This window comes from Luteimonas sp. A478, assembly GCF_054052025.1.
Window position 1 is genome coordinate 237,196 of sequence record NZ_JBSVRF010000005.1, and the last position, 19,773, is coordinate 256,968.

Genomic DNA, 19,773 nt, shown 5'->3' on the forward strand with positions numbered 1-19,773 from the left:
GCTGGCCTGGCTACCGGATAGTGGCTAGGATTACCGGCAGCCAGCAAGACGCGAGCAAGGGGTGCACGATGGGGGAAATTACTGCTCAGCCGGGCAAACGCCGGGAGCTGCTGCTGTTCCTGTTCCTGACCGTGGTGCTGTTCCCGCTGCTGTCGGTGATGGTGGTGGGAGGCTACGGCTTCGCGGTCTGGATCTGGCAGATCTTCAACGGACCGCCAGGACCTCCCTGATGGCAGACCATGCCATTAGCGTGACCCCTGCTTCGCACTCCCATTCGCGCCGCGCCCTGTTGCGCGGACAGCTGCACGCCGAAGCTCCGTTGCGCCCACCGTGGGCCCTGCCCGAGGCGGCGTTCACCGATGTTTGCACCGCCTGCCATGCCTGCCTGACCGCGTGTCCTGAAAGCGTGCTGGTGCGTGGCCCGGGCGGCTATCCGGTGTTCTCGCCCCAGCGCGGCGAATGCACTTTCTGCGGCGATTGCGAAACCGCGTGCAAGCCGCGTGCGCTCGACCGCGGTGGAAACCGTGACCCGTGGAACCTGCTTCCGCAGTTCGGTGAAAACTGCCTGACCGCCAAGGGCGTGGTGTGCCGCAGCTGCAGCGATGCGTGTGGCGATGACGCGATCGTTTTCCCGCGGGCCAGGGTCCCATCACCCCAAGTCAACGCCGACTGCTGCACCGGCTGCGGCGCCTGCGTGGCCGCGTGTCCAACCCATGCGATCAACCTGCATCACCTGGAGGCACTTGCCCCATGAGCGAGCGTGACGAGCTGCATATCGCCAGCCTGCTGATCCACCACCAGGTCGAAGCCTCGGACGCAATCCGGCAGCTGGTGGACACCAGCGACGGGCTGGAAATCGCCCTGGCCGACCACAACCGCAGCGTGCTGCTGCAGGAATCCGCAGACACCCGCGGCCTGATGGACAACGTGGACCGGCTGCGCGACCTGCCCGGCGTGGTCAGCGTGAACCTGGTCTACCACCACGTCGAGTCGCGCGCCGAACTCGAGCAACCCCATGTCCAGCTATCCCCAGCTATCCGGAGCAGACCATGACCACGCGTCGTGAATTCATCCGCACCTCCGCCGTGGCCGCCGCCGCGGCCGCCGCCGGCATGCCCATGCCCGGCGCCGGCAACCCCCCGGTCACGGAGGAGATCGGCACCGACACCGCCGGCCTGAAGTGGAGCAAGGCCCCCTGCCGCTACTGCGGCACCGGCTGCGGCATCAACGTGGCCGTGCGCAACAACCGGGTGGTGGCGACCCACGGCGACGTGCATGCCGAGGTCAACCGCGGCCTGAACTGCGTCAAGGGCTATTTCCTGTCCAAGGTGATGTACGGCGCCGACCGGCTGACCACGCCGCTGCTGCGCAAGACCAACGGCGTCTACGACAAGGAAGGCGACTTCACCCCGGTCAGCTGGGACGAGGCCTTCGACGTGATGGAGGAGAAGTTCCGCGCCGTGCTCAAGGCCAAGGGTGGCGACGGCATCGGCATGTTCGGCTCCGGCCAGTGGACGGTGTGGGAAGGCTACGCCGCCAACAAGCTGATGAAGGCCGGCTTTCGCAGCAACCACATCGACCCCAACGCGCGCCACTGCATGGCGTCGGCAGTCACCGGTTTCATGCGCACCTTCGGCATGGACGAGCCGATGGGCTGCTACGACGACATCGAGGCCGCGGACGCGTTCGTGCTGTGGGGCTCGAACATGGCCGAGATGCACCCGATCCTGTGGACCCGGGTCACCGATCGGCGGCTGTCCAACCCGCACGTCAAGGTCGCGGTGCTGTCGACGTATGAGCACCGCAGCTTCGAGCTGGCCGACATCCCGATGGTGTTCAAGCCGCAGACCGATCTGGTGATCCTGAACTACATCGCCAACCACATCATCCAGTCGGGCAGGGTCAACCACGAGTTCGTCGACAGGCACACCACGTTCAAGCGCGGCAACGACGACATCGGCTATGGCCTGCGCCCGGAACATCCGCTGGAAGTCGCCGCCACCAATGCCGACGACCCCAATGGCGGAACGCCGATCAACTTCGACGAGTTCGCCGCCTTCGTCGCGCCCTACACGCTGGAGCGCACGATCGAGATGACTGGCGTCGATCGCGACTGGCTCGAGCAGCTGGCCGAGCTGTACGCGGATCCGGACACCAAGGTGATGTCGTTCTGGACCATGGGCTTCAACCAGCACACGCGCGGCACGTGGGCCAACAACATGGTCTACAACATCCACCTGCTGACCGGGAAGATCGCCACGCCGGGCAACAGCCCGTTCTCGCTCACCGGCCAGCCCTCTGCCTGCGGCACCGCCCGCGAGGTGGGCACCTTCAGCCACCGCCTGCCGGCCGACATGGTGGTTGCCAACCCCGAACACCGGGCGATGGCCGAGGACATCTGGAAGATCCCGCGCGGGATCATCAAGGGCAAGGACGGCTACCACGCGGTGCAGCACAACCGCGCACTCAAGGACGGCCTGCTCAACGCCTATTGGGTGCAGGTCAACAACAACATGCAGGCCGGCGCCAACATCCTGGAGGAAGGCTGGCCCGGTTATCGCAATCCCGACAACTTCATCGTGGTGTCCGACGCCTATCCCACGGTCACCTGCCAGGCCGGCGACCTGATCCTGCCCAGCGCGATGTGGGTGGAGAAGGAAGGCGCCTATGGCAACGCCGAGCGCCGCACGCATTTCTGGCACCAGCTGGTGGATGCGCCGGGCGAGGCCCGCTCCGACCTGTGGCAGCTGATGGAGTTCTCCAAGCGCTTCACCACCGACGAGTGCTGGCCGGAGGAGATCCTGGCCGCCAACCCGGAGTTCCGCGGCAAGACCCTCTACGACGTGCTGTACCGCAACGGCAAGGTCGACGCTTTCGGCGTGGACGAGATCGAGGAGGGCTATGCCAACCACGAGGCCGACGCGTTCGGCTACTACGTGCAGAAGGGCCTGTTCGAGGAGTACGCCGAGTTCGGCCGCGGCCACGCTCACGACCTGGCGCCCTTCGACCGCTACCACCAGGAGCGCGGCCTGCGCTGGCCGGTGGTGGACGGCAAAGAAACCCGCTGGCGCTACCGCGAAGGCGAGGATCCGTATGTGACCCCGGGCACCGGCTTCGAGTTCTACGGCAATCCGGACGGCAAGGCGGTGATCTGGGCCTTGCCCTACGAGCCGCCGGCCGAGTCGCCGGACGACGAGTTCGACATGTGGCTGATCACCGGCCGGGTGCTGGAGCACTGGCACTCGGGCTCGATGACCATGCGCGTGCCGGAGCTGTACCGCAGCTTCCCTTCGGCCGTGGTGTTCATGCATCCCGACGATGCGCGCAGCCGCGGGCTCAAGCGCGGTGACGAGGTGGTGGTGAGTTCGCGCCGTGGTGAAATGCGCACGCGGGTGGAAACCCGCGGCCGCAACCGGATGCCGCGTGGCTCGGTGTTCGTGCCGTGGTTCGACGCGGCCCAGCTGATCAACAAGGTCACCCTGGATGCGACCTGCCCGATTTCCAAGCAGACCGATTTCAAGAAGTGTGCCGTGCGGGTGACTGCGGCCTGACGGGCCGCATCCATCGTGCGCTGAACCAACCGGAGACCACCATGCGTACCGCCACCGCCGCTTTGCTCCTCCTGCTGCTGGCCCTGTCGGGTTGCGACCGTTCCTCCTCCCGCGCGGAGGTCGAGGTGCAGCCGCCGTCACCGCCCATCAGCGCGCGCGGCGATGCGCGCAACGATATCGACGCGCTGCGCCGCCACGTGCCGGTCGACGTCGAGGTCACACCGCTGCCGATGGCCGCGGTGGAGAACTCCGACATGCGCCGTGGCCGCGCGTATCCGATGCAGCCCCCGACCATTCCGCATTCGGTCGATGGCTATCAGGTGGACCTGAACTCCAACCGCTGCATGGTCTGCCACGCGCGCGCCAATGCCACCCGCTTCCAGGCGCCCGAGGTCAGCGTGACCCACTACATGGACCGCGATGACCAGTTCCTGGCCACGATCTCGCCCCGCCGCTACTTCTGCATGCAGTGCCACGTGGTGCAGACCGACGCCGCGCCCCTGGTGGCCAACAACTTCCTCGATATCGACAGCCTGCTGATGCAGGAACAGGTGCAGGAGCGGAATCAATGAGCTGGTGGCGCAGAGCCGGTGACCGGGTGCGGCCGTTGTGGCGCACGCTGCGCTCGCCCAGCGTCCATTTCAGCCTGGGCTTCCTGACCCTGGGCGGGTTCATTGCCGGGATCATCTTCTGGGGCGGCTTCAACACCGCGATGGAGGTGACCAACACCGAGCAGTTCTGCGTGAGCTGCCACGAGATGAAAGACAACGTCTTTGAAGAGCTCAAGACCACGATCCACTACAGCAACCGTTCGGGCGTACGGGCCACCTGCCCCGACTGCCACGTGCCGCACGAGTGGACCGACAAGATCGCCCGCAAGATGCAGGCCTCCAAGGAGGTCTGGGGCAAGATCTTCGGCACCATCGACACCGAACTGAAGTTCCGCGAAGGGCGGCGACGCCTGGCCGAGCACGAATGGGCCCGGCTGAAAGCCAACGATTCGCTGGAATGCCGCAACTGTCATGAGTACGACTCCATGGACCTCACCCGCCAGGCCAGCCGCGCGGCGTGGATCCACCAGCAATACCTCGGTCCCGGCCAGGCCACCTGCATCGACTGCCACAAGGGCATCGCCCACCAGCTGCCGGACATGAGCGGCGTGCCGCAGGGCGGCGTGGTTTACTGACGCCCGGCAGGCACTTCAGCATTGTCACGACCGCGACCCGGCCCCGGATAGCGACCAGGCACCAGCTCCGTTGTAGGAGCGCGTCATACGCGCGAAACCGCGTGACTTGTGGTCGGGGACGGGGCTTCGGTCCCGACGTCGTTGCCGCAATCCACGGCAAAGCCGTGATTCACGCGGCTTCGCGCGCGTGGCGCGCTCCTACGGGTGGGGCGGGCTGATGTTGCGGCTGGCCTCCAGGGGCTCGGGCATGGCCATGTGCGGTATCACGCCCAGGCATGGCACCGGCAGGGCTTCGCGCAGCAGCTCCACGTATTCCTGCTGCCGGTGGGGCACCGGATCCACGCCGCTGCCGATCCAGCCGACCAGTCGCAGGCCGTCGGCCTCGATCGCCCGCGCGGTCAAACGGGCATGGCTGAGGCAGCCCAGGCGCAAGCCGACTACCAGCACCACGTCGGCGCCCAGCGCCCGGGCCAGCGCGGCCTGGTCCAAGCCGTCGGCCAGGGGCGCCATCCAGCCGCCGACGCCCTCCACCACTACGGTGTCGGCCATCGCAGCCAACCGTGCGCATGCCGCCTGCAGCGGTTCGATCCGCACTTCGATCCCCGCCTCGCGCGCGGCCAGCTGCGGAGCGGTCGGCACCGGCAGGGCGTACGGATTCACGTCTTCATAAGCGGGCCGCGGATCGCTGGCGGCCTGGAGCAGCAAGGCATCTTCGTTGCGCCATCCCTGCTGCGTGTGCTCGCAGCCGCTGGCCACGGGCTTCATGCCCACGGCGCGGCGCCCGTGCGCACGCAGGGCGTGCAGCAGCGCGGCCGACGCCAGGCTCTTGCCCACCCCGGTATCGGTGCCCGTTACGTAGAGGCGGGTAGCACTCACGACCGCCCTCCGACTACCCATTCGTTCGCGATCCTGGCCATCATCCGGCGGCTTTTCCTGCTGTTGCTACACTGCGGCCATGTTCTCATCCACACCCCTCCAAGGCGACAAGGCCAGTCAGTACGAACAGCTCCAGGCGCAGGCACTGTCCCTGCTGACCGGCGAGCGCGACCGCATTGCCAACGCGGCCAACCTGTCGTCGCTGGTCTTCAACGCCCTGCCCGACCTGAACTGGGTAGGCTTTTATTTCTTTGATGGCACCGAGCTGGTGGTCGGCCCCTTCCAGGGCCAGCCGGCCTGCGTGCGCATCCCGCTGGACCGCGGCGTGTGCGGTGCTGCAGCGAGTACGCGCACCACCCAGCGGGTCGACGACGTGGACGCTTTCCCCGGCCACATCGCCTGTGACGCCGCCTCCCGCTCGGAAGTGGTGGTGCCGCTGGTCGACGGCGGCGACAGGCTGATTGGCGTGTTCGATATCGACAGCCCCGTGCCAGCCCGGTTCGACCAGGTTGACCAAGCCGGTCTGGAGCAGATCGCCCGCATCTTCATCGAGTCGCTGCAATGAGCGAAGAGAAGATGCGCAACATCGGCCCGAAGTCCGCCGCCTGGCTCCGCCAGGTGGGCCTGCACACGCGCGCCGACCTGGAAGCCGCCGGTCCGGTGGAGGCCTACATGCGGGTGCGTCGCGCGGGCTTCCGGCCCAGCCTCAACCTGCTCTATTCGCTGGAAGGCGCACTGCGCGATTGCCACTGGCAGGAAGTGCCGGACGAGCGCCGCAAGGAGATGGTGACAGCCGCCGAAGCGGCCATCGCCGACCTGCCGCTGCCGCGGGGCCAGGAAGAAGCCGGCCCGGTGACCACCACCATCATGCAGCCCGATCCCACGGACGACTCCCTGTAGGAGCGCGCCACGCGCGCGAAGCCGCGTGACGCTGATCTGTGCGGGCGGCGACGGCAACGGCACGCTGACCGACGCCCTGCGCCACGATTGAATTCACGCGCCTTCGCGCGCATGGCGCGCTCCTACGGGCTACAATCGCTGCGCTTCAGGTGACCTGTCGGCGTCCGCCTCCAGGTTGAAACGGGAAGCCGGTGACGCCCGCGAAGGGCCATTCCGGCGCTGCCCCCGCAACGGTAAGCGAGTCCAAGGCGTCGCACACCGCCACTGTGCCCCCTGTTGATGCCACAGGGATGCATGGGAAGGCGCGACGGCCCGGATCGGAGCCGGCCACCCAGCCACTCCGCTCCACTCGCCAGCCCGGAGACCGGCCTGGAGCATGGGGTATCCATCCCCCCCACCCTGGTTGCGATGCGGAGGGCATTGCGGCAGAGATGCCGGAATCCGTGCCGCACCGTTCCCGCGCCCCTGCCCTGTCCCTCTGCCTTGCAACTGCCCATCACCGGCGTCATGGCGCGTGCCACGGCGTCCACCTTTCCGGCGGAGAGACCATGCAGCAACACATCCTTCCCCTGTCCCTTGCCCTCGCAGCCGTGCTGGCATCACCGGCGGCGATGGCCCAACAAGACCCTGTCCATTCTGATCCCACCCAGCTCGACGAAGTGGTGGTGACCGCCACCCGCACCCCGGTCGCGCTGATCGACAGCATCGCCCCGGTGCAGGTGCTCGACCGCGAGGAGATCGAACGCAGCCAGGCACGCAGCCTGCCCGAACTGCTGCGCGGACGCGCCGGCATCGACCTGGTCAACCAGGGCGGCGCGGGCAAGCTGACCACCATGTCGATCCGCGGCACTGAATCCGACCACGTGCTGGTGCTGGTGGATGGCGTGCGCATGGGCACGGCCAGCGCCGGCCTGGTGATGTTCCACGACCTGCCGGTGGACCAGATCGACCGCATCGAGATCGTGCGCGGGCCGCGTTCGAGCCTGTACGGCTCCGAGGCGCTCGGCGGGGTGATCCAGATCTTCACCCGCCGTGACAGCGGCGCGGTCACGCCGCGCTTTCGCGCCGGCATCGGCAGCAACAGCCTGCGTGAGGCCAGCGCGGGGATCGGCGGCGGCAACGAACGCGGCTGGTTCGGCATTGATGCCGCCTACCAGCGCACCGACGGCATCAATTCATGCCGCGGCTCGGCAGAGCTGTCCACCGGCTGCTTTGCCGACGAGCCCGACCGCGACGGCTACCGCAACCGCTCCATCAGCGCGCGCGGCGGCGTAAACCTGGGCGAGGCGCTGTCACTTGAAGCCAATCTGCTGCGCGCCGAGGCCGAGAACGAATACGACGGCACCATTTTCGGCGGCAACGAGTCGGACAACCTGCAGCAAGCCATGGGCGCCACGCTGACCTGGACGCCTTCCGACCAGCTGCAGCTGACGGTGCAGGCGGGCCGCTCGCGGGACGATTCCGACAACTACTTCCGCGACGGTGACGCGCCGCGCGAGTTCGTCAGCGCGTTCGATACGCGCCGCGACAGCGCATCGTTGCAGGCCGACTTCATCGCGGCCGCCGGACAGACCCTGACCGCAGGCATCGACTGGCTGGAAGACCACCTGGACAGCACCACGCCCTATGACGAGGGCAGCCGTGACAACCTCGGCGTGTTTGCCGGCTATGAGGCCCGGTTCGGTGCGCAGCGCCTGCAGGCCAGCCTGCGGCATGACGACAACGAGCAGTTCGGCGGCCACACCACCGGCAGCGCCGGCTGGGGCATGACCCTGGAGAGCGGCTTGCGGGTGAGCGCGGGCTATGCCACCGGCTTCCGCGCGCCCAGTTTCAACGAGCTCTACTTCCCCGGCTCCAGCAATCCCGACCTCGGGCCGGAGAAGTCCCGGGGCGTCAACCTGGGGCTGGCGCAGAACCTTGGCGGCTGGCACTGGGCGCTCGATGCCTACCAGACCCGGATTGATGACATGGTCGGCTACGACGCCGGCTGGAACCTGATCCAGGCGGACGAGGCGCGGATCCGCGGCGGCGAGCTTACCCTGGGCACCCGCGTGGCCGACTGGGATCTCGCAGTGCAACTGAGCCATGTCGATCCGCGCAACCGCAGCGGCGGCGCCCTGCACGATAACGTGCTCACCCGCCGCGCCCGCAACACCGGCCGGCTGGACCTGGACCGGGCCTTCGGCGCGCTGCGCTTCGGCGTGACCGTCAACGCGGCCGGCAGCCGCTACGACGACGCGGCCAACACCGTGCGCCTGGGCGGCTACTCCACCACCGACCTGCGGTTCGAGTACGCGATCAACCCGGCCTGGACCCTGCAGGCCCGCGCCACCAACGTGTTCGACCGCGACTACGAAACCATCGCCTGGTACAACCAGCCTGGCCGCGAATACGGCCTGTCGCTGCGCTACAGCCCGGCACGCTGAGTCTCACCGGGGCCGGCCGGATCTGATCCGACCGGCCCCGGTAGGAGCGCGCCATGCGCGCGAAGCCGCGTGACATTGATCCGCGCAACACACGTCCGGACGTACGGATTCAGGGGCTACGGCCTGGTAAAGATCATCTCGGCCGATCGCCCGGCCCCCGCCATGATTCACGCGGCTTCGCGCGCATGGCGCGCTCCTACCGAGGGCACCCACCCAACCGGCGGCATCCCCGGAGGTCAGGAAGCCTGCGGAAGGGTCAGAAGATCCTCGAACCGGTCGATCACCGCCAGCGCGCCCGCACCGTGCAGGTCGAAGCCGCGCGGATAGCCGTAGCTGACCAGCACCACCGGCATCCCGGCCGCGCGCGCGGCGTTGAAGTCGGTTGGTGAGTCGCCAACCATCAGGCAGCGTTCCGGCTCGATCCCGAACTGCTCCGCCAGGTGCAGCAGCGGCTGCGGATGGGGTTTGCGCTCGGGCAAAGTCCCTGCACCAACCACGCCGGAAAATGCACCGTCAATCTGCAGTTCCTTGAGCAAAGGCGCGACGAAGGGTTCCGGCTTGTTGGTGCACACCGCCATGATCACGCCTTTTGCGGCAAGTGCATCGAGCGTTTCGCGCACTCCGGGATACAGCTGCGGGCTGAGCAACAGGGTGTCGCCGTAGTGCTTCATGAAGCGCGGGAGCAGTTCTTCGGTTGTGCGCGGACTGCCCACATGCTCCAGCGCGGTCTCCAGCAGCATGCCGCTGCCGTCGCCGATCCAGCTGCGTACCAGCGATTCGTCCACCTCGGCCAGGCCCTCTTCGGCCAGCATGCGGTTGACCGCAGCGGCGATGTCGGAAGCGCTGTCGACCAGGGTGCCGTCAAGGTCGAACAGGACGGCGGGAAACGGAAAGGACACGGCAAACTCCCAATAAAAGATCCCCCATTGTAGGAGCGCGCCATGCGCGCGAAGCCGCGTGACCTTGATCAACCTGGATGGGCGGTTCTCGCGTGGGCGGGCCGGGCTCAGGCGAAGAGGGGGGGTTGGAGCGGGATTTCTTCGCGGTCGCGGAAGCTGGACAGGCCGACGCCGACGAGGCGGTAATGGGTGCCGGGCGGCAGATCCACCCGGTCACGCAGGGCCAGGGCAATTGCCATCAACTCTTCCACGGACGCGGGCGGGATCTCCGGCGTATGGCTGCGGGTGATCGTGCGGAAGCGGTCGGTCTTGAGCTTGAGCACCACCGTCCGGCCGATGCGCTCGGTCTTGCGGGTAGCGGCCCAGGTCTTTTCCGCCAGCGCGCGGATGGCCGGCGCCAGTTCCTCCAGCAGGAGATCGTGCTGGAAGGTGTCTTCCGAAGAGATCGACTGCACCGGCTGGTGCGGCTGCACGGGGCGCTCGTCGATGCCGCGGGCACGCTCGTACAGGCGCAGGCCGAAGCTGCCGAAGCGCTCCTGCAGCACGTTGCGCGGGATCGCCTGCAGGTCGCCCACCGTCTTTACGCCCAGCCCGGTCAGCCGGCCCTGCATCACCTTGCCCACGCCCGGGATCAGCGCCACCGGCAGCGGGGTCAGGAATGCCGCTACCCGCGCCGGGCTGAGTACGAACAGCCCATCCGGCTTGTTCCAGTCCGAGGCGATCTTGGCCAGGAATTTATTGGAGGCCGCACCCGCCGACGCAGTCAGCCCGGTCTCTTCACGGATCTGCGCGCGAATCACCTGCGCCGTCGCCGTGGCGCTGGGCGAGGGGATCTTCGGGGCAGTTACGTCCAGATAGGCCTCGTCCAGCGACAGCGGCTCGACCAGGTCGGTATGGCGGTGGAAAATTTCCTGCACCTGCCGCGAGACGGCCTTGTACCGGGTGAAGTCCGGGGGCACGAATACCGCCTGCGGACACAGCCGTTCGGCGCGCATGGCTGGCATGGCCGAGCGCACCCCGAACGGCCGCGCCTCATAGGACGCCGCGACCACCACCGAGCGCGCCCCGCGCCAAGCCACCACCACCGGGCGCCCGCGCAGCGAGGGATCGTCACGCTGCTCCACCGATGCGTAAAACGCATCCATGTCGATATGCAGGATCTTGCGCACCGCCCCATTATCGCCGCTCACAGCGCCGGCAGGCGGCTGACTGATCAGGGCTTGAGCATGACCGGAACGGCTTCCTGCAGCGCCTCCAGCAACAGCGCGCGCTCCAGGTTGGGCTCACGCGCTTCGCGCAGCTTGAGGCCCTCAAACAGGCACTGCAGCATCAGCGCGCGGCGCGGGGCCACCTCCTCGGCCAGGCCATGGCCACCATCGGCCTTGCTGCGTGCGATCCACTCGCACAGCGCCGAGCGCACCGCAGCGTCGTAATCGTTCAGGGCGGCCGCGATCTGCGGATCGCGGGTGGCCTCGGCGGAGATTTCCAGCAGCAGCACGGAGTTCATGCCGCGCTGCTCCTTGGCACAGGAACGACCGTAGTTGTCGGCCATCAGCTGTGGCAGGTCGGGCTGGGCGTTGAGCCTGATCTCCTCGCGCAGCAGCACCAGCTGCTCTTCGACGATGGCCAGGATGATCGCGCTCTTGTTCTCGAAGTAGCGGTAGATCAGCCCGGCACTCATCTCCGCGGTCTCGGCGATGTTGGCCATGCTGGCGCCGTGGAAACCGTGCTCGATGAAGCACTGCTGCGCCGCGTCGAGGATGCGCTTGCGCTGCGCCTCGACGCGGGCTTCGGCCTTGCCGGCTTTCTGGTCCGCGTTCATTTCACCGAGCCCGTGATGGCAACCCGATCACGCATCCGGGTGACCCGCCACCGGAACTGCCTCCGGTTCCACGGCCTTGTCACGGCCGCCGAACACCTTCTGCACCACCACGAAGAACAGCGGGATGAAGAACACGCCGATCAGGGTGCCCACGAACATGCCGCCCACCACGCTGGTGCCGATCGCATTCTGCGCACCCGAGCCAGCACCCGAGGACAGCGCCAGCGGGGTCACGCCCAGGCCGAACGCCAGCGAAGTCATGATGATCGGGCGGAACCGGTCGCGCACCGCCTGCATGGTGGCCTCGATCAGCTTCATGCCCGACTCCAGGTTCTGCTTGGCGAACTCCACGATCAGGATCGCGTTTTTACTCACCAGTCCCACCGTGGTCAGCATCGCCACCGTGAAGTACACGTCGTTGTCCATGCCGAACAGGTTGGCCGCCAGCACCGCGCCCAGGATGCCCAGCGGCGCGGCCAGCAGCACGGCGGTCGGCACCTTCCAGCTCTCGTACAGCGCGGCCAGGCTCAGGAACACGATCAGCAGCGACAGGGAGTAGAGCAGCGGCGTCTGGTTGCCCGCCGCACGCTCCTGGTACGACAGCCCCGTCCACTCGACACCGAAGCCCGGCGGCAGCTCCGCCACCAAACGTTCGATCTCAACCATCGCATCGCCCGTGGACACACCCGGCGCGGCCTCGCCCTGGATCTCCATGGCCGGCATGCCGTTGTAACGCTCCAGCCGCGGCGAACCGTACTCCCAGTGGGTGGTGGCGAAGGCCGAGAACGGCACCATCTCGCCCAGGGAATTCTTCACCGACCACTGGTTGAAATCCTCCGGGGTCATCCGGAACGGTGCGTCGGCCTGGATGTAGACGCGCTTGACCCGGCCGCGATCGATGAAGTCGTCGATGTACTGCCCGCCCCAGGCCGCGGCCAGGGTCTGGTTGATCGCCGCCTGCGGCAGCGACAGGGCCCCGGCCTTGGCCACATCCACGTCCACGCGAAGCTGCGGGGTGTCGTCCTGGCCGTTGGGACGCACGTTGACCAGCAGATCACTCTGCCCAGCCATGCCCAGCAACTGGTTGCGCGCGTCCAGCAGGGCCTCGTGGCCCATGGCGGCGTTGTCCTGCAGGAAGAACGAATAGCCGGCGGCCACGCCCAGCTCCGGCATCGCCGGCGGCGCGAACACGAAGATCAGGGCGTCCTTGACCTGGCTCATCGCCGCCATGCCGCGCTCGGCCACCGACGTCGCGCTGAGCGAGTCGTCGGTGCGCTCGTCCCAGTCCTTGAGCTTGACGAAGGCCATGCCGTTGTTCTGGCCCATGCCGGCGAAGCTGAAGCCCTGCACCGTGAACACCGACTCCACTGCGTCGGCCTCGTTCTCAAGGAAGTGATCCTCAAACGCGTAGATCGACTCCATGGTGCGTTCCTGGGTGGCGCCAACCGGGGTCTGGATGGTCGTCATCAGCACGCCCTGGTCCTCTTCGGGCAGGAACGAGCTGGGCAAGCGCATGAACAGCAGGCCCATGACCACCACCATCGCGCCAAAGATCGCCATCGAGCGCCCCGGGCGCGACAGGATGCCGCGCACGCCGCGGTGGTACTTGCCGCTGGTGTTCTGGAAAGTGCGGTTGAACCAACCGAAGAAGCGCGCCATGGGCCCGGTGCCCTGGTGCTGTTCGCCCTTGTTGATCGGCTTGAGCATGGTCGCGCACAGCGCCGGGGTCAGCACGATCGCCACCAGCACCGACAGCGCCATCGCGGTCACGATGGTCACCGAGAACTGCTGGTAGATGACGCCGGTGGAGCCGGCCATGAAGGCCATCGGCACGAACACCGCCGACAGCACCACGCCGATACCCACCAGCGCGCCGGTGATCTGGTCCATGGACTTGCGCGCCGCCTCAAGGGGCGAGAGCCCCTCCTCGGTCATGATGCGCTCGACGTTCTCGACCACCACGATCGCATCGTCCACCAGCAGGCCGATCGCCAGCACCATGCCGAACATGGTCAGCATGTTCACCGAGAACCCGAGCACGGCCATCACGCCGAACGTGCCCAGCAGCACCACCGGCACGGTGATCGCGACGATCAGGGTGGCGCGGAAGTTCTGCATGAACAGGTACATCACCAGGACCACCAGCGCGATCGCCTCGATCAGGGTCATGATCACGCTCTTGATCGACACCCGCACGAACGGGGTGGTGTCGAACGGGATCACCATCTCCATGCCCGCCGGGAAGTACGGCTCCAGTTCGGCCAGCGCTTCCTTCACGCCGGCGGCGGTAGCCAGCGCATTGGCGCCGGTGGCCATGGAGATCGCGACGCCCGTGGCCTGCTGCCGGTTGTAGCGGGTATCGAACTCGTACATCTCGGTGCCCATCTCCACCCGGGCGACGTCGTCCAGGCGCAGCACCGACCCGTCCGGATCCGAGCGCACCACGATGTCGCGGAACTGCTCTGGCGTCTCCAGCCGGTCCTGGGCGTTGATGGTGGCGTTGATCATCTGGCCGTCCACCGCCGGGGCGCCGCCCAGCGCGCCGATGGCGACCTGCGCGTTCTGGCCCCGGATCGCGGCGACGACCTCGTCGACCGACAGCGCGTAGGTATGCAGTTTGTTGGGGTCCAGCCAGATGCGCATGGCGTATTGGCCGCCGAACACCTGGATGTTGCCCACGCCGGGCACGCGGCTGAGCGGATCGACGATGTTGGCGCCGACGTAGTCGGCGAGGTCGACCCGGTCCATGCTGCCGTCTGCGGACACGAAGCCCACCACCTGCAGGAAGCCGGAGGTCGACTTGGCCACGTTCACGCCCTGCTGCTGCACCTCCTGGGGCAGCAGCGGCATGGCCAGCTGGAGCTTGTTCTGCACCTGCACCTGGGCGATGTCCGGATTGGTGCCGGTCTCGAAGGTCAGGGAAATGGTGGCGATGCCGTTGGACGAGGACTGCGAAGAAAAGTACATCAGCCCGTCCAGGCCGGTCATGTTCTGCTCGATGACCTGGGTCACCGAGTCGCTCACCACCTGGGCCGAAGCGCCCGGGTAGGTGGCCCGGATCTCGACCGCCGGCGGGGCCACGGTGGGATACATCGATACCGGCAGGCCGGTGATGGCCAGGCCGCCGGCGAGCATGATGACGATCGCGATGACCCACGCGAAGATCGGGCGATCAATGAAGAAGCGTGCCATGGAATTCTCCGCTTACTGCTGCGAGCCGGGGGCGTCGGCGGCCGGTTCGGCCGCATCGGGATGCGCGTCGCCCTCCGCGTCGGCGGGAGCCGGGGCCAGTGCTTCGGCGGGGGCCGGCTGGGCCGCGGGCGCGGCGGCCGGCGCCGAAGCGCCCTCAAAATCGACTGCCTGCACCTGCACGCCCGGCTGGATCTTCTGCAAACCTTCAACCACCACCCGGTCACCTGCGGCCAGGCCGTCCTCGACCAGCCACTGGTCGCCGATGGTGCGGCTGACCGTGACCGGCCGGTTCTCCACCACGCCCTCGGCGTTGACCGCCATCACGCTGGTGTTGCCCTTGGGATCGCGCGCCACGCCGCGCTGCGGCACCAGGATCGCGTCCTGGCGGACGCCCGCGCCGATCAACGCGCGCACGTACATGCCCGGCATCAGCACCTGGTCCGGGTTGTCCACCACCACCCGCAGCCCGAAGCTGCCGGTGGCCGGATCCACGCTGACCTCGGAAAACGCCAGCTTGCCTTCATGACCGAACGGAGTGCCATCCTCCAGCAGGATCGTGACCGGAAGCTCCGATCCGCTTTGCAGCGTGCCGGCCTCCAGCTCCCTGCGCAGCTCCAGCAGTTCGCTGGACGACTGGGTGAGGTCTACATAGATCGGATCCAGCTGCTGCACCGTGGCCAGCGCCTGCGGCTGATTGGCAGTCACCAACGCACCCACGGTCACCGTGGACTTGCCGATGCGGCCGTCGATCGGCGAGGTGATGCGGGCATAGCCCAGGGTCACGTTGGCCGCGTCCAGCGCGGCGCGGGCGGCAGCGACCTCGGCCTCGGCCTGGCGCGCGGCGGCAATTGCGTTCTCGTGCTCCTGGGCGGAGACGTAGCGGGTCCCGGACAGCTCACCAACGCGCTGTTCCAGCGCGCGGGCATTGGTCCGCGCGGTTTCGGCGCGCGCCATCTGCGCGCGGGCGCTGCCGGCGGCGGCGCGGTAGGTGGAATCTTCAATCTGGTACAGCGGCTGCCCCGCCTCCACCATGCTGCCCTCGGTGAACAGGCGCTCCTTGATGATCCCGTTCACCTGCGGCCGCACCTCGGCCACCATGAAGGCATTCGTGCGGCCCGGCAGCTCGCGGGTCAGGGTGACGGTCTGCGGCGCCAGCGTGACCACCGACACCTCGGGCGGCGGCGGCGGCGCGGCTTCCTCGCCTCCACCACAGGCCACCAGGGCAAGGGACAGGAACAGCGGAACGGCAACCAGGCGGACGGGGGCTTTACGCATGGGGGGAAGGCTCGATTCGGGAAGGAAAAACCGCCGGGGAGGGCCCCGACGGCAGCACATAGAATGAACGATCATTCTTTTTTTGTCAAAGCGATTTTTGCAACGCAGCATCCGCATTCAGGTTGACGGCGCCGGCTGCCCGCAGCCGGCCCTACGCGGCCGACGCGGGTGATGACCTGGTTCGCGCGGTGTCGGGGGCGTAACCCCGAACTACGGACTGACCGGCGTAAGGATCACCCCAGCGATTCGATGTGTTCCACCATACGCTGGCGACCGGCCTCGTCCGGCAGGCGCCCGGTGGCAGCGCCCAAGTTGTCGATCATGTGCCGAGGATTGCTCGTGGCAGGTGTGGCCGCCGTGACGGCCGGATGCGACACCACGAATTTGAGGAAGAACTGGCCCCAGGTGGCGATGTCGTATTCCGTCGCCCAATCCGGCACCTGCTTGCCTTCCACCGCCTCCCACAGCCGGGTGCGGCCGAACGGCAGGTACACCAGCACGCCGATACCACGCTCCTGGGCCAGCGGGAAGATCCGCTCTTCCATGGCGCGGTTGTCCACCGCGTAATCAACGCCGATGAAATCGATCGGCTCGCTGCGCATCAGCTGCTCCAGCGCCTCATAGGTACGCGTGGAGGTGGTGGTGGCGCCGATGTAGCGGATCCGCCCTTCCTGTTTGTACTCCTTCAGGATGCCCAGCTGGGTGGGCACATCGGCCATGTTGTGCACCTGGACCAGGTCGATCGGGTCCTTGCCCACGTGGCTGAAGGACTGCTCCAGCTGCACGCGCGCGGCCTGCGCATCAGCCGCGTCACCGCCGCGAGGCACCACGTTGAGCTTGGTCGCCCAGAAGATGCGCTCGGCCAGGCCGCTGTCACGGGCCACGTTGCCCGCCACCTGCTCGGCCGCGCCATAGCTGGGCGCGGTGTCGAACACCTTGCCGCCGTGCTCCACCAGCGCCTGCAGCACTTGGCGGATGCGGTCGGTTTCGCCTTCGCCGGCGATCCGGAAAAATGACGCCGAGCTGCCCAGGCCCACCACCGGCAGCCGCTCAGCGGTGCCGGGGATCAGCCGGGTGATGACCTGCTGCGGCGTGTCGTCGGCCAGCAGCAGCTTCGGATTGATTGCCAGCGCCACGCCCGCCAGGGCGGACAGCTTCAGGTATTCGCGTCGGGTGAGCATGGGTGGGGCCTCCCTCTCAGGGTCAGCCCCGGGTTTTACCACACGCGGCCCGCGCCGCTGTGCCTCATCTTCGCGGACGTGGGTCGCACAGTGCGACGGCCCGGGTCCCCTGGTCGATCAGGACCACGAAATCCTGCAGCACATGCGCGCCGACTAGCAGCTCCGGATAGCGATCGGAGACGCGCACTTCAATATCCCGGACGCTGGCCGCGCCGATATGGAAAGGCCCGCCAACCACCGCGCGGCTCGTTTCAAGCCGGGTGTTGGTGAGCCCGCCCGCGCCCGCCGGCTCCAGCGGCCCGCTTGCCACCCGCTCATACAGCGCCTGCGGCAGGACGAAAGACACGTTCGCACCGGTATCCAGGTTGCCCTGCGTGCGGACATTGCCGATGGATACCGGCACCCGGAACGGCCGCTCGTACTCCAGCGCCCCCTCGTCGCGTGGAGAGATCGACAGGGTGCGGCTGAATGACAGCGTCCTGGCCGGGTAGTCGATGACCAGCAGGCCATCGGCGAAGAATTCGCGGCCAATGATCCCGTGGAAGGGAGCCTCCGGCGACATGTGGCTGCTGTAGTCCCGGGTGATCACGTCCACCGCCCGGTGGCTCAGGCCGCCCAGCTCCAGCGAATCCAGGCGCGTCGTCTGTGCCTCGGCTGTCTGCAGCCCGTCGGAGTTGCGGGCCGTGCCGGTGATCTCCAGCCCAAGCTGCGTGACCAGCGTGGCGTCCGCGCGGCCGACTCCGCTGGCGCCGGTATCCACGGCAAACCGGAACGGCCCCCGGCCGTTGGCGCGGGCGTCGACATAGATGCGGCCGTCCACCACGCCGAAGGGAACCTGCATCTGGAAGTTTTCATTGTCGGCGTCGACCAGCGCGCAGGCGGCAGGCGCACGGGTTGCGGCGCGGGCATCGGCGCCGGCAGCGCCCAGGAGCGCTGCGATGAACAGCATCGTGACGGTTCTCATTGGGGACCCCGCTCGGCCTGCGCAGTGTGACCCGGCTGCTTCATCCGCCCCTCGATCAGGTAATACGCCAGGTTGCCGATACCTGTCGCGCCCAGCAGGATCGCCACCACGCCCGGCGTCACGTCGCGCACGCCCATCCATTCCACCAGGCCGAAGCCCACAGCCAGCGCCACCAGCACGCTGCCCCACTGCAATGACGACTGGCGCCGGCGCAGCGCCTCGCCCTCCAGCATCGCGCGCACCAGCTCTTCCGAACCGCGCGTCTCGATGATCCGGCGCCGCGTATAGGCCTCCACCGTCACCTTGATGGCGTAGGCAACGGCGGCGAATAGGGAAATGGGAATCAGGATGTCGAAGTTCATGGCGGGATCCGCTGTGGATGGTCAGCACAGGAGATACCCCAGGCGGCCGGCCGGTTGCACGCACCGCTTGCAACCACCGGCCCCGTGGCCGTATCCCTGTCCATCGATGTCGCAGCCCAGCCCGCCCCCGCCCGCCACCCTTGAAGCCGACCGCGCGCTGGTGGACGCCGTACTTGCGGGCCGGGAAGGCGCGTTCGAGCGCCTGGTGCGCGACTACCAAGGCCTGTGCTGGCACGTGATCGACCGCATGGTGCGCCACCCCGACGACACCCGCGAACTGTGCCAGGACGTGTTCCTGCGCATCCACCGCACCCTGCACCAGTACCGCGGCGAAAGCGCCCTGAAGTCATGGATCGCCCAGGTGGCCTGGTCGGTCGCCGTGCGGCACCTGGAGCGCAAGCGCATCCCGATCGCCGACCCCGGCGACGGCCCGCCGCTGCAGGACCTGGTCAGCGACGGCTTCGACTTGGAAGCCGCCGCATCGGACGATCAGGCCATCCGCCACCTGCACGCCGCCATCGATACCCTGCCCCCGCTGCAGCGCACCCTGCTGGCGCTCTACCATCTGGAAGAGATGCCGATCGCCGAGATCGCAGGCGTGACCGGACTGGCGGAAGGCACCATCAAGAGCCACCTGTTCCGCACCCGCAAACGACTGCGCAACATCTTGGAATCGCGCATGGGAGTGACCGCATGACCACCAGGACGCCACCGCCCATCGACCCTCGCGAATGGGAGGCACAGGAACTGGGCCTGCGCGCCGCACGCAACGGCGGGCAGCACCCGGCTGACCCGGAGGCCACGCGCTACCGCTTGGTGTCCAGGGCCGTGGCCACCGCCCCGCGCAGCCAGCCGCCGCCCGGCTTCGCGGCGGCGCTCGCAGCACGTGCCGCCACCCGCGGATCCGGACTTGAACGCCTGCTGGTCCACATCCTGTTAGCGGTCCTTGGCGCCGCAGCGGTCCTCGTCACCGCGCTCTTTGCCGGACCTGCCTGGCAGGCAACCCGGGACAGCCTGGGCGCCGGCGCAACCCCGTGGGTGGCGGCCGGTGCGGCGTGCATCGTCCTTTCGTGGGCGTTCAACCAGGCGCGGCAGCTGCGCGCGCTCCCGTCGAGAGCCACGCCGCACTGAAGGCGCGC

General features: G+C 67.8%; 20 protein-coding genes and 1 riboswitch. Of the genes, 11 read left to right on the forward strand and 9 right to left on the reverse strand.

All coding sequences use genetic code 11. The features are described from left to right. The first annotated feature begins 68 nt into the window (after positions 1 to 68). The 6 genes from napE to ACW7G3_RS11630 are packed head-to-tail and all read left to right on the forward strand — an operon-like array spanning position 69 to position 4,737. Entirely contained in the window at positions 69 to 230 is a 162-nt protein-coding gene (gene napE / locus ACW7G3_RS11605) for a periplasmic nitrate reductase, NapE protein (protein WP_456972924.1), read from the forward strand. Continuing rightward, positions 230 to 754 carry a ferredoxin-type protein NapF gene (napF, locus tag ACW7G3_RS11610; protein ID WP_456982895.1) on the forward strand — a complete coding sequence of 175 codons (525 nt, stop codon included), beginning with the start codon at positions 230 to 232 and terminating at the stop codon, positions 752 to 754. The genes napE and napF overlap by 1 nt, the downstream gene beginning before the upstream one ends. Continuing rightward, positions 751 to 1,053, forward strand: coding sequence for a chaperone NapD (locus ACW7G3_RS11615; protein ID WP_456982896.1), 303 nt, complete (start codon positions 751 to 753; stop codon positions 1,051 to 1,053). Before napF ends, ACW7G3_RS11615 begins: the two co-directional genes overlap by 4 nt. Beyond that, positions 1,050 to 3,551 (forward strand): periplasmic nitrate reductase subunit alpha, encoded by a 2,502-nt coding sequence (gene napA, locus ACW7G3_RS11620; RefSeq protein ID WP_456982898.1) that lies wholly within the window; start codon positions 1,050 to 1,052, stop codon positions 3,549 to 3,551. Before ACW7G3_RS11615 ends, napA begins: the two co-directional genes overlap by 4 nt. Before the next feature lie 41 nt (positions 3,552 to 3,592). Next, entirely contained in the window at positions 3,593 to 4,123 is a 531-nt protein-coding gene (locus ACW7G3_RS11625) for a nitrate reductase cytochrome c-type subunit (RefSeq protein ID WP_456982900.1), read from the forward strand. Continuing rightward, positions 4,120 to 4,737: a cytochrome c3 family protein gene (locus tag ACW7G3_RS11630; protein ID WP_456982901.1), complete on the forward strand. Its 618-nt coding sequence runs from the start codon at positions 4,120 to 4,122 to the stop codon at positions 4,735 to 4,737. The genes ACW7G3_RS11625 and ACW7G3_RS11630 overlap by 4 nt, the downstream gene beginning before the upstream one ends. Positions 4,738 to 4,935: 198 nt before the next feature. Here ACW7G3_RS11630 and bioD read toward each other — a convergent pair whose 3' ends face one another. Continuing rightward, positions 4,936 to 5,634: a dethiobiotin synthase gene (gene bioD, locus ACW7G3_RS11635; RefSeq protein WP_456982903.1), complete on the reverse strand. Its 699-nt coding sequence runs from the start codon at positions 5,632 to 5,634 to the stop codon at positions 4,936 to 4,938. 58 nt (positions 5,635 to 5,692) lie between these two features. Between bioD and ACW7G3_RS11640 the strand changes: the two genes are divergently transcribed. The 3 genes from ACW7G3_RS11640 to btuB all read left to right on the forward strand — a co-directional run bounded on the left by ACW7G3_RS11640 (position 5,693) and on the right by btuB (position 8,939). Then, positions 5,693 to 6,178 (forward strand): GAF domain-containing protein, encoded by a 486-nt coding sequence (locus ACW7G3_RS11640; RefSeq protein WP_456972910.1) that lies wholly within the window; start codon positions 5,693 to 5,695, stop codon positions 6,176 to 6,178. Then, a complete protein-coding gene (locus ACW7G3_RS11645; RefSeq protein ID WP_456972908.1) occupies positions 6,175 to 6,513 on the forward strand; it encodes a TfoX/Sxy family protein in 339 nt (112 codons plus the stop codon). Before ACW7G3_RS11640 ends, ACW7G3_RS11645 begins: the two co-directional genes overlap by 4 nt. A gap of 130 nt (positions 6,514 to 6,643) precedes the next feature. Continuing rightward, positions 6,644 to 6,900: riboswitch (cobalamin riboswitch) on the forward strand. 161 nt (positions 6,901 to 7,061) lie between these two features. Beyond that, on the forward strand, positions 7,062 to 8,939 hold the full coding sequence (btuB, locus tag ACW7G3_RS11650; protein ID WP_456982904.1) for a TonB-dependent vitamin B12 receptor: 1,878 nt from the start codon (positions 7,062 to 7,064) through the stop codon (positions 8,937 to 8,939). A 236-nt stretch (positions 8,940 to 9,175) separates the two neighbouring features. Here btuB and ACW7G3_RS11655 read toward each other — a convergent pair whose 3' ends face one another. The 8 genes from ACW7G3_RS11655 to ACW7G3_RS11690 all read right to left on the reverse strand — a co-directional run bounded on the left by ACW7G3_RS11655 (position 9,176) and on the right by ACW7G3_RS11690 (position 18,634). Further along, a complete protein-coding gene (locus tag ACW7G3_RS11655) occupies positions 9,176 to 9,838 on the reverse strand; it encodes a phosphoglycolate phosphatase (protein WP_456972904.1) in 663 nt (220 codons plus the stop codon). A 107-nt stretch (positions 9,839 to 9,945) separates the two neighbouring features. Beyond that, the gene (gene dinB, locus ACW7G3_RS11660; protein WP_456982906.1) at positions 9,946 to 11,007 is read right to left on the reverse strand and encodes a DNA polymerase IV; all 1,062 of its coding nucleotides are present in this window, start codon (positions 11,005 to 11,007) and stop codon (positions 9,946 to 9,948) included. A 44-nt stretch (positions 11,008 to 11,051) separates the two neighbouring features. After that, entirely contained in the window at positions 11,052 to 11,660 is a 609-nt protein-coding gene (locus ACW7G3_RS11665) for a TetR/AcrR family transcriptional regulator (protein WP_456972900.1), read from the reverse strand. A 27-nt stretch (positions 11,661 to 11,687) separates the two neighbouring features. Then, positions 11,688 to 14,852, reverse strand: coding sequence for an efflux RND transporter permease subunit (locus ACW7G3_RS11670; protein ID WP_456982907.1), 3,165 nt, complete (start codon positions 14,850 to 14,852; stop codon positions 11,688 to 11,690). 12 nt (positions 14,853 to 14,864) lie between these two features. Further along, positions 14,865 to 16,127 carry an efflux RND transporter periplasmic adaptor subunit gene (locus tag ACW7G3_RS11675; RefSeq protein WP_456982909.1) on the reverse strand — a complete coding sequence of 421 codons (1,263 nt, stop codon included), beginning with the start codon at positions 16,125 to 16,127 and terminating at the stop codon, positions 14,865 to 14,867. Positions 16,128 to 16,360: 233 nt separating this feature from the next. Beyond that, positions 16,361 to 17,308 (reverse strand): aldo/keto reductase, encoded by a 948-nt coding sequence (locus tag ACW7G3_RS11680; RefSeq protein ID WP_456982911.1) that lies wholly within the window; start codon positions 17,306 to 17,308, stop codon positions 16,361 to 16,363. Between the two features lie 64 nt (positions 17,309 to 17,372). Further along, entirely contained in the window at positions 17,373 to 18,272 is a 900-nt protein-coding gene (locus ACW7G3_RS11685) for an aspartyl protease family protein (protein WP_456982912.1), read from the reverse strand. Further along, positions 18,269 to 18,634: a hypothetical protein gene (locus tag ACW7G3_RS11690; RefSeq protein ID WP_456982913.1), complete on the reverse strand. Its 366-nt coding sequence runs from the start codon at positions 18,632 to 18,634 to the stop codon at positions 18,269 to 18,271. Before ACW7G3_RS11690 ends, ACW7G3_RS11685 begins: the two co-directional genes overlap by 4 nt. A 106-nt stretch (positions 18,635 to 18,740) precedes the next feature. Here ACW7G3_RS11690 and ACW7G3_RS11695 point away from each other — a divergent pair, with 106 nt between their 5' ends. Next, on the forward strand, positions 18,741 to 19,331 hold the full coding sequence (locus ACW7G3_RS11695) for an RNA polymerase sigma factor (RefSeq protein ID WP_456982915.1): 591 nt from the start codon (positions 18,741 to 18,743) through the stop codon (positions 19,329 to 19,331). Next, positions 19,328 to 19,765, forward strand: coding sequence for a hypothetical protein (locus tag ACW7G3_RS11700; protein ID WP_456982916.1), 438 nt, complete (start codon positions 19,328 to 19,330; stop codon positions 19,763 to 19,765). Before ACW7G3_RS11695 ends, ACW7G3_RS11700 begins: the two co-directional genes overlap by 4 nt. Positions 19,766 to 19,773: the final 8 nt, after the last annotated feature.